The organism is Carboxylicivirga sp. (assembly GCF_982718395.1).
In genome coordinates this window covers 1-10,082 of record NZ_CEXQWX010000202.1, presented here as the reverse complement: position 1 = coordinate 10,082, position 10,082 = coordinate 1, and the positions used below count along the sequence as shown (strand labels likewise).

The following is a 10,082-nucleotide window of genomic DNA, read 5'->3' as shown; positions in this document are numbered from 1 at the left end:
CGTACACATCTTTAATTACCGGGTTAGCTTGTTGAGCAATCATTTCACCTTTACGCTTGTATGCATCCCACATCTTTTCGAATAGTTGTGTAGATAATTCATCTGCGCGTCCTTTCAGGAACTCTTCTTCAGCGAATGGTGACTGAGCCGAGAATATACGGATCAACTCTAATTTGAATCCTTCAAAGTCACCTGCATTCTGATATTCCTCAACTATATCAGTACAAGTATCTGCCATCATATTAGAGATATCAACCTGAATACGCTCTCCATGAAGTGCATGACGACGCTTGGTGTAAATCACCTCGCGTTGTGAGTTCATCACATCATCATACTCCAACAGGCGCTTACGAATACCAAAGTTATTCTCCTCTACCTTTTTCTGAGCACGCTCGATGGATTTGGTAATCATGCTGTGCTGAATCATTTCGCCATCTTCCAAACCAAGACGGTCCATATATTTCACGATGCGGTCTGAACCAAACAAACGCATCAAATCATCTTCCAATGAAACAAAGAACTGTGACGAACCAGGATCACCCTGACGACCTGCACGACCACGTAACTGACGGTCAACGCGACGCGATTCGTGACGCTCAGTACCAATAATGGCCAAACCTCCGGCTGCTTTCACTTCCGGAGTTAACTTAATATCGGTACCACGACCAGCCATGTTGGTAGCAATGGTCACTACTCCTGCTGTACCTGCATCGGCAACAATCTCAGCCTCACGTTGGTGCAATTTCGCATTCAGTACATTGTGCTTAATACCACGCATTTTTAAGGTACGGCTTAATAACTCAGATACTTCAACCGATGTTGTACCAACCAGCACCGGACGACCTTCTTCGACTAAGCGAATAATCTCAGCACTTACCGCATTGTATTTTTCACGCTTTGTTTTATACACGATATCTTCCATATCGTTACGCTGAATCGGACGGTTGGTAGGAATAACTACCACATCTAATTCATAGATATCCCAAAGCTCACCAGCCTCTGTTTCCGCAGTACCAGTCATACCCGACAGCTTATTATACATGCGGAAATAATTCTGTAAGGTAATGGTTGCGTAGGTTTGTGTAGCCGCCTCAACTGTTACACGTTCCTTCGCTTCAATAGCCTGGTGAAGCCCATCTGAATAACGGCGGCCTTCCATGATACGACCTGTCTGCTCATCAACAATCTTTACTTTGTTGTCCATCACCACATACTCTACATCTTTCTCGAATAAAGTATAAGCTTTTAATAGCTGGTTGATGGTATGAACACGCTCCGACTTAATGGAGAAATTCTGAAGAATCTCATCTTTCTTCTTGGTACGCTCCTCTTCGGGCATTGTTTCTTTTTCAAGAGCTGCAATATCAGAACCCACATCAGGCAATACGAAGAAGTTTGGATCTTCGGCCGAACCGGTAATCAAATCCAAACCTTTATCGGTTAACTCAATCGAATTGTTTTTCTCATCAATAACAAAGTAAAGCGGATCAGTAACAATGTGCATATTCTTACTATTCTCCTGCATGTAGAAATTCTCTGTCTTCAACATGCTGGCCTTTACTCCCACCTCACTTAAGAATTTAATGATCGCTTTATTCTTAGGCAAACCTTTAAATGCACGAAGCAATAATAACGAACCCTCTTCCTGCTCTTTTTTATCTGATGATTTAAGTTTCTGCTTGGCATCAGCCAGTACACCTGTTACAAGTTTCTTCTGTGCCTCTACAATTTTCTCAATCTTTGGTTTTAAATCACCAAATAACTGATCATCACCCTTAGGTACAGGACCTGAAATAATCAAAGGAGTTCTGGCATCATCGATCAATACCGAGTCAACCTCGTCGACAATAGCATAGTTATGCGGACGTTGTACCAAATCATCTGGCGAAATAGCCATGTTATCGCGTAGGTAATCGAAACCAAACTCGTTGTTGGTACCAAAAGTAATATCTGCTTTATAGGCAGCACGACGTTCTGGTGAATTAGGTCTGTGCTTATCAATACAATCAACTGACAAACCGTGGAATTGGTATAATGGCCCCATCCACTCGGAGTCACGCTTAGCCAGGTAGTCATTCACGGTCACAACATGCACACCACGACCTGCTAAAGCATTCAGGAATACAGGTAAAGTAGCTACTAATGTTTTACCTTCACCGGTAGCCATCTCAGCAATTTTACCACTATGTAATACAACCCCACCAATTAACTGAACATCATAGTGGATCATGTCCCAGGTAATTTCATTACCCCCTGCAACCCATGAGTTGTAGTAAACGGCGTTATCCCCTTCTATATCTACAAAATCTTTGGTTGCCGATAAATCACGATCAAATTGTGTTGCTGCTACTTCAATTGATTCGTTCTGAGTGAAACGACGCGCTGTATCCTTAACAATAGAGAAGGCCTCAGGTAAAGCATCAGTCAAAGCTTTCTCAAGCTTTTCTGTGATATCCTTCTCAAGCTTATCAACCTCTTTATAAATCTTTTCCTTTTCGCCAACCGAAATTTCTGTTGACTCTGTTTTAGCTTTTAATTCAGCAATTTTATCCTGCTCCGCTTTAATAGCGCCCTGAATACGCTCGCGCAGTTCAACTGATTTTTGACGTAACTCATTGTGCGAAAGCTTTTCAATTTCCGGGTACACCTTTTTGATATTATTTACAAAAGGTTCTACCTCTTTCATATCTCTGTCGTACTTGTTCCCAAATAATTTGGAAATCAAACCACTTAGTGCCATATATTATAAAATATTAGATTATTAGAAATTAGATCATTAGGCAGAAGTGCCTAAAAAACACAAATTGCAGTTATGCCAAAGGGCCGGCACGTGTAATAAGTGAATATTTGTTTCGTTCTGAACAAACTGTTATTGGTTCAGTCCAGAAAACAGCTTCACATAGCTTGTTATCAGGTTCCAGTAATAAGCTACCACAATACAAGCTCAATTGCTCATCAAACGAAGGCAATGTTTGATTTGAGGTAACAACTGAGTAACTTAAACCATCAGTTGATTCAATGCCCTGATGTGGCAACTCACTCGCTTCTTTAATGGCATATTCCCAATCCAGAACTTCATTAAAGTGGGCAGTTGACAATAGCTGAAATTGCTCCAGAATAATTTCCCGAACATGATCATCAGCAAAAAATGCTGACTTTCTGTTACCGGAATCAGAAACACAGGCCGCAGTCATCAACAGGGTAACCCCAATGAGCTTTAAATATTGTGCCTCTATTTTCTGCTTTTGAATCATGCTTTGTAAAATCCGCACTAAGATAGTATTCTTATATAAGAATTAACAAGATTTAAATAAGAATTCATTTTGTACCACCTTATAATCATATGGTGATCATTAAATACATCAATTTAGGACACCTTAACTTCAGCCGTTAAAGCGAATGTAAAAAACCACATTATTGAAATTTCACCTTTAAGTTATAAGTACAAATAACGGTGACAATCGGCACATAGCGACTCTTTCCATACTTTATCGATATCGACCGGATGCTTAAACTGCAGTGAGCTATTAACTGGCGATAGCTCCTCACTTCCTTCAACTCCTTGCATCATAATTAAATGGCAGGCATTGCAGTCGCGAGTGATTTTCTGATTGTCAATACTAATATGTGAATCGTTATGACAACGAAAGCATCCATTATATTCTATATGGCCGATATGGTCGGTATAAACATCCCAACTGGCTTGCATTTCCGGAAATATATTTCGCATATAGCCTTCTTCAACACCTGCAATTGCTTTGTCAACCAAATCTTGATGTATTTGCGGATAATTACTTTGATAGAATTCACTTATGCGAGTTTGTATTGCCACTTTAGCCGATTTTTCTGTTGGATAAGGATCTTTTAAAATATCCATGGCAATCAGTTTTATTTCTGGAATGACAGGAATATCACCTGCAGCCAATCCTCTATCGACAAATTGCTGTGGCAACAAGTAATTATGTGACGGACGATTATGACAATCCATACAATCCATAACTCGTGGACTAGAAGTAGCTATGATTGATGAATCAAGTGGAGCCCAACTATCTTCATAAACAATTGTATCACCTGTTAACAGGTTAATGGATCGAACCCAGGGTATTATTTCACGGGTATCATCTTCTGCAATATATTCAATTTTTATATTTGGATTAATGTGCCAGTGAATCCCTTCGGCCAGATTATTGGCACTGTGATGACTGTTGGTTTTCATCAGTAATTGAATGTTCCACTTTGTATTAAGCGAATCAGATAAAAAATGTTGTTCCAGTTTTAAACGTGGCGTGTAGAACTTTTCAGGCCAATGACACTCTTCACAGGTTTCTTTGGCCGGTCGTAAGTTGCTGATTGGTGTCGGTATTGGGCGTGGATAAGTATTGGCTAACACAGCGTAAACCTGGTAAAGTCCAGATAATTTTGACTTAACATACCAATTAGCACCTTGTCCTACATGACATTCGACGCAAGCCACTTTGGCGTGGGATGAATTCATATAGGTTACATACTCGGGTTTCATAACACGATGACACACTTGTCCACAAAACTCAACCGACTCTGTGTAATGATAGGCTTCATAACTACCAACTGCTGTCAGGAGCATAAGAACTATAGTACCAATAACAAAAACCGCTGCAGCATTGCGATAGCGCGGATCTTTAAAATCAATCACCATCCATTTATCCGGTATCTCACCATTGCTTTTTTTTGCCTTCCTTAAAGTTCGGATCATGCCAATGGGTATTAAAAACAGACCAAAAATCATTATGGCCGGCAACAGAATAAATGAAAATAATCCCAGATACGAACTACCAGCATCGAAGAGAAAAGAAAACAAAAGGGATAAAAAAATCAATAGCAAAGCAATGGAGCTTATAATTGTACCTACAAGTGATAAAGAATTGTAGTATGATTTAGGAAGTTTCATAGCAGTAAGTTTGAATAAAAGTTAGCATTGATTCTTCAAAAAAACAATTGCCATTAAAGGTACATTTGTCAATCAAAGTGTTACCTAACATCAACAGAAGCCTACTATAACTCACATAATCAAAGCAATAAAAAAGGCCGACATATAAAAATACATCGACCTTAATATCTATAGTTTTTGAACTACTTAGCTATAAATCTCTTTCTTAGCTGATTTAAGGGTGTTGATAATCAACGATGTGATGGTCATAGGACCAACACCTCCAGGAACAGGTGTAATGTACGAGCACTTTGGTGCTACTTCATCAAACAAAACATCCCCTTTTAGTCGCCAACCTGATTTTGTATCAGTGGCTGGTACACGGGTAGTTCCCACGTCAATGACTACAGCTCCTTCTTTCACCATATCACCTTTTACAAATCCAGGTGCTCCAATGGCTGCAATGATGATATCGGCATCCAGACATAACTCTTTAAGGTTTGCAGTACGACTATGAGCAACTGTTACGGTCGCATTGCCAGGGTTGCCTTTCTGTGATAACAATACGCTCATAGGGCGACCAACAATATTGCTTCGACCAATCACAACCACATGTTTGCCGGATGTTTCTATCTCATAACGCTTCAACAACTCCATAATTCCTTGCGGTGTTGCAGAAATAAACGCTGGCATTCCTATGGTCATACGCCCAACATTAACCGGATGAAAACCATCCACATCTTTACGCGGATCAATGGTTTCGTTAACTTTATCTTCGTCAATATGCTTAGGCAATGGCAATTGAACAATGAAACCATCAATATCAGGATCGTTATTCAACTCTTGTACCTTAGCTAATAATTCTTCTTCGGTCACATTATCCTCATAACGAATCAGGCTTGATTTAAAACCCACTTCTTCACAGGCTTTCATTTTACCTGAAACATATGATTCGCTACCGCCATCGTGGCCAACAAGGATGGCAGCCAAGTGTGGAATTTTACCACCAGCAGCTTTAATAGCCTCCACTTCTGCTGCAATTTCTTTGCGTACTTCTTTGGATGTTAGTTTTCCATCAATCAGTTGCATGGTTATCGATTTAGGGGTTCATATATAAAAAAAGAAGCACGCCTGTGCTTCTCTTCTCAAAGTTCTTTATTTATCGACGACGTCCCATAGGCATTTTTCCCATCATCTTGCCCATCTTATTTCCTGTCGTCATCATCTTCATTACTTTTCGGGTATCATCAAATTGCTTAATAAGACGATTCACTTCCTGAATAGTGGTTCCACTACCTGCAGCAATTCGTTTTTTACGACTACCATTAATGATAGTTGGTTGCTCACGTTCAGCCGGTGTCATTGAACGGATTATTGCTTCAATACCTTTGAAAGCATCATCGTCAAAATCGATATTTTTAAGCATCTTACCCATACCAGGTATCATAGCAGCCAGATCTTTCAGGTTACCCATTTTTTTGATCTGCTGTATCTGCTTTAAGAAATCATCAAAGTTAAACTGATTCTTGGCAATTTTCTTCTGCAGCTTACGAGCTTCCTCTTCATCATATTGCTCCTGGGCACGTTCCACAAGTGAAACAATATCACCCATACCTAAAATACGGTCGGCCATACGATTCGGGTGGAACACATCCAAGGCGTCCATTTTTTCACCCGTACCTACAAACTTGATAGGTTTATCGACAACGCTTCGGATTGATAAAGCAGCACCACCACGTGTATCACCATCCAGCTTGGTTAATACTACACCATTAAAGTCCAAACGATCGTTAAACTCCTTAGCTGTATTAACAGCATCCTGACCAGTCATCGAGTCAACTACAAACAGAATCTCATCAGGATTAACGGCCTTTTTAACAGCCGATATCTCGTTCATCATCTGCTCGTCAATCGCTAAACGACCAGCAGTATCAATAATCACAACATCGTGTGCCCCCTTCTTGGCAAGTTTAATACCATCGGTAGCCAGCTTTACAGGATCTTTACATCCTTCTTCTGTATATACAGTAGCGCCTATTTGTTCTCCAAGTACCTGCAACTGATTAATCGCAGCCGGACGGTAAACGTCACCAGCAACCAATAAAGGATTCTTGCTACGTTTAGTCTTCAGTAAATTGGCTAGTTTACCAGTGAAAGTTGTTTTACCAGAACCTTGTAAACCGGCGATCAAAATAATACTGGGATTATTTTTAAGATCAATATCGGTTGATGTACCCCCCATTAACACAGCCAGCTCATCATGAACCAGCTTTACCATCATCTCACCTGGCTTAACAGCGTTCAATACATCTTGGCCCATGGCCTTTTTCTTCACTGTTTCGGTAAAGGTTTTGGCTGTTTTATAGTTAACATCGGCATCCAACAATGCTCGTCGAATATCCTTAAGTGTCTCTGCAATATTTAGTTCAGTGATTTTACTCTCACCTTTCAGCAATTTAAATGACCTCTCCAGCCTTTCGCTCAGATTCTCAAACATTCCTGTAACTATTTTAAATTTTGCTGCAAAATTAAAAAATTATAAGAGATTGTTGTTACAATTATTATTATATATCAAGCCAACAAAGGCATTTCGTATAAATTGTTTTTAAACCTATCCATAACTCAATGTGTTGCTGGCTATTTACCTGATAACTGCAAATTATAAGACATAAGGTAATTCTCCAATGGCAGCACCACATTTGAATTTAATCTCAATATTCAATTTATTGCGTTGTAAAGGTATGCTTCAAGCAAAAATAAAAGCTTATTTTTGCACAACCAGAATCAATTTTGGTTCTTTTTTCTATTTTAGAACATTATAACCCATTACTACAACCAAATGATTAGAAATAAAGGCATCTGCCAAATCAAACCTATAAATCTTATCAAAACCACTTTTGGAGGTTTTTTCATTATTGCTTTTTTATTGACGGGCTGTATTCCTCAAAAGGAATATGTATTGTTGCAAGATAAAAGCACGGATAAAGATTATCAGAATCCTTTCAATGAACTTGATAATATTACCGATAAATATTTCTTGCAACCCAACGATTATCTATTCATAAATGTATCTACTCCTGATCCAAAAATTTCTGAGTTCTATAACCAGATGGCAGGCAGTAATATGAATAATCAACGTAATCAGAATTTCTTCTATTATCAAATTGATGATTCTTTAAATATTGATTTTCCGTATGTTGGTTTAATAAACTTGAAGGGTTGTAATGTGAGAATGGGGAAAGAAAAAGTTGAAAAGGCACTGGAACCATTTTTAAAAGAATATAACTTAACTTTTAAACTGGCTTCCAATACTTTTACTGCTTTAGGTGAATTCAGAAAGCAAGGTGTGATTACAATGCAAAAAGAGCAGGTTACTATTTTTGAAGCGGTCGCCATGGCTGGTGGTGTAACGCCTTTTGGAAAAAAACGCAAACTCCAATTGATAAGACAAATGCCTGATGGTCCGGTTACCTACCAGATTGACTTAACAGATAAAAACATAGTCAATTCGGAATATTATTATATATACCCTAATGATATGATGTATGTACGTCCGATGAAAGCTAAACAGTTGGGCATTGGAGAATCATTTTCTATTGGTATTATTACAACTATTTTAGCCCTTTATCTAACCGTCCAATCCATCGTTAATTAGAATTTATGTCGCCGGAAATTCATAATTCAACCCCTCATAATTCATTATTTAATATTGATATTAAACGCTTCATCCAGGATTTGATGCGATTCTGGTGGCTTTTTGTTATTACAGTTCCAACTAGTCTTTTAGGTATATATCTGGCCCACCGATACATTCATCCGGTTCATAGTGCTACAATTACCTTGCTGATGGAAGAACGGGGCGATAATAGATCGCAATCTGACATTATGAAAGGTTTTGGTTTAACGCCTGGGCAACGAAGTGTTGATAATCAAATTGCAATTTTGACCTCGTGGGATATTGTACAGCAAACCATTGATCAACTTGATTTTCATGTAAGTTATTTTGCTGAAGGCAGATTAAAAAATACTGAGATGTACCACAACGCAAACTATGTGGTAAAATTTGATTCAACTCACCCTCAGTTATTGAATACTCCAATTTATGTGACTCCAATAAACCACAGGCAATGCAAAATCAAAGTCGAAACTGAAATACCAAGTCAATCTGTTGTTTATAAAGGTCATAACCGGGGAAGTTCTTTCGGCCCCATTTCATTTGAAAAGACTGTTAATTACAATGAAATGATTGTTACACCATGGGCCAGCTTCTCAATTGTTCCTAGAAGTGATAATTACAATTCGAATATCGAACAATATTTTGTATTCAATCATCCAAGAGAAGTAGCTAGTCATTTTAAAAGCCGCTTAAGGGCCAGGTTACCTAATGAAGGGTCGTCAATTATTAAAGTATCAATCACAGGTAAAAACAATCAAAAAAACCTGGTATTTTTAAATAAACTGGCCGAAGTTTTTATTTCAAATAATCTTAATCAAAAGAATCTAATTGCCACTAATACAATTCGTTTTATTAGTCAGCAATTACTTGTAATTACAGATACTCTTCAACTTACGGGCTCTGAATTAAGTCAGTTCAGAACCGATAATCGAATACAAAGTGTTTCAGCAAAGGCTGAATACCTATTCACCAGCATGCAAGATATTGAGCATAACCTTGAAAAACTGGAAATTAAACGTAACTATTACAATTATCTTAAGAACTATTTCTCCTCAGAAATTAAAAGTGACCAGGTGCTGGCACCAGCTATGTACGAGACAGAAAACAATGTTTTAAGTGAGCAAATTAAATCAATAATCGATCTGAATTCAGAACGTTTATCTGTTATTGGTTCTTATGCTGAGGATTTAAACATGACCAATAAAGACTTGGTTAATCAAATTGATATTGCACGTCAAACTCTTCTAAAAACCATTTCGAGTCAGTTAAAAGAACTTGAAAACAACAAACTTCGTTTAATTGCTAACAAAGATAAGATCGAGGTTGATTTGTATGGTTTACCAGAAACGGAACGCCGCTTATTAGGTATCGAGCGTAAGTTTGAACTAAGTAATGAGGTTTATACATTTTTGTTGAGAAAGCAATCTGAAGCACAAATACAAAAAGCATCAAATACACCCGATCATCAGATTTTAGAAAGTGCCAGATATGCAGGCCAGG

Annotated in this window: 7 protein-coding genes; 2 read left to right on the top strand and 5 right to left on the bottom strand. The window is 38.3% G+C overall.

Going from position 1 to position 10,082, the window contains the following annotated elements:
- The 5 genes from secA to ffh form a co-directional block, all read right to left on the bottom strand.
- A partial coding sequence (secA, locus tag AC4MRQ_RS22945; protein WP_491200066.1) for a preprotein translocase subunit SecA occupies positions 1-2,740 on the bottom strand: 2,740 nt, incomplete at its 3' end.
- A 70-nt stretch (positions 2,741-2,810) separates the two neighbouring features.
- Positions 2,811-3,254, bottom strand: coding sequence for a hypothetical protein (locus AC4MRQ_RS22940; protein ID WP_491200065.1), 444 nt, complete (start codon positions 3,252-3,254; stop codon positions 2,811-2,813).
- Positions 3,255-3,436: 182 nt separating this feature from the next.
- Positions 3,437-4,927 (bottom strand): NapC/NirT family cytochrome c, encoded by a 1,491-nt coding sequence (locus tag AC4MRQ_RS22935; protein ID WP_491200064.1) that lies wholly within the window; start codon positions 4,925-4,927, stop codon positions 3,437-3,439.
- Between the two features lie 186 nt (positions 4,928-5,113).
- Positions 5,114-5,995, bottom strand: a complete 882-nt coding sequence (gene folD, locus AC4MRQ_RS22930; protein ID WP_491200063.1) for a bifunctional methylenetetrahydrofolate dehydrogenase/methenyltetrahydrofolate cyclohydrolase FolD — start codon at positions 5,993-5,995, stop codon at positions 5,114-5,116.
- 70 nt (positions 5,996-6,065) lie between these two features.
- Positions 6,066-7,403 (bottom strand): signal recognition particle protein, encoded by a 1,338-nt coding sequence (gene ffh / locus AC4MRQ_RS22925; protein ID WP_491200062.1) that lies wholly within the window; start codon positions 7,401-7,403, stop codon positions 6,066-6,068.
- A gap of 342 nt (positions 7,404-7,745) precedes the next feature.
- Here ffh and AC4MRQ_RS22920 point away from each other — a divergent pair, with 342 nt between their 5' ends.
- Entirely contained in the window at positions 7,746-8,561 is an 816-nt protein-coding gene (locus tag AC4MRQ_RS22920; protein ID WP_491200061.1) for a polysaccharide biosynthesis/export family protein, read from the top strand.
- Positions 8,562-8,566: 5 nt separating this feature from the next.
- A partial coding sequence (locus tag AC4MRQ_RS22915; RefSeq protein ID WP_491200060.1) for a GumC family protein occupies positions 8,567-10,082 on the top strand: 1,516 nt, incomplete at its 3' end.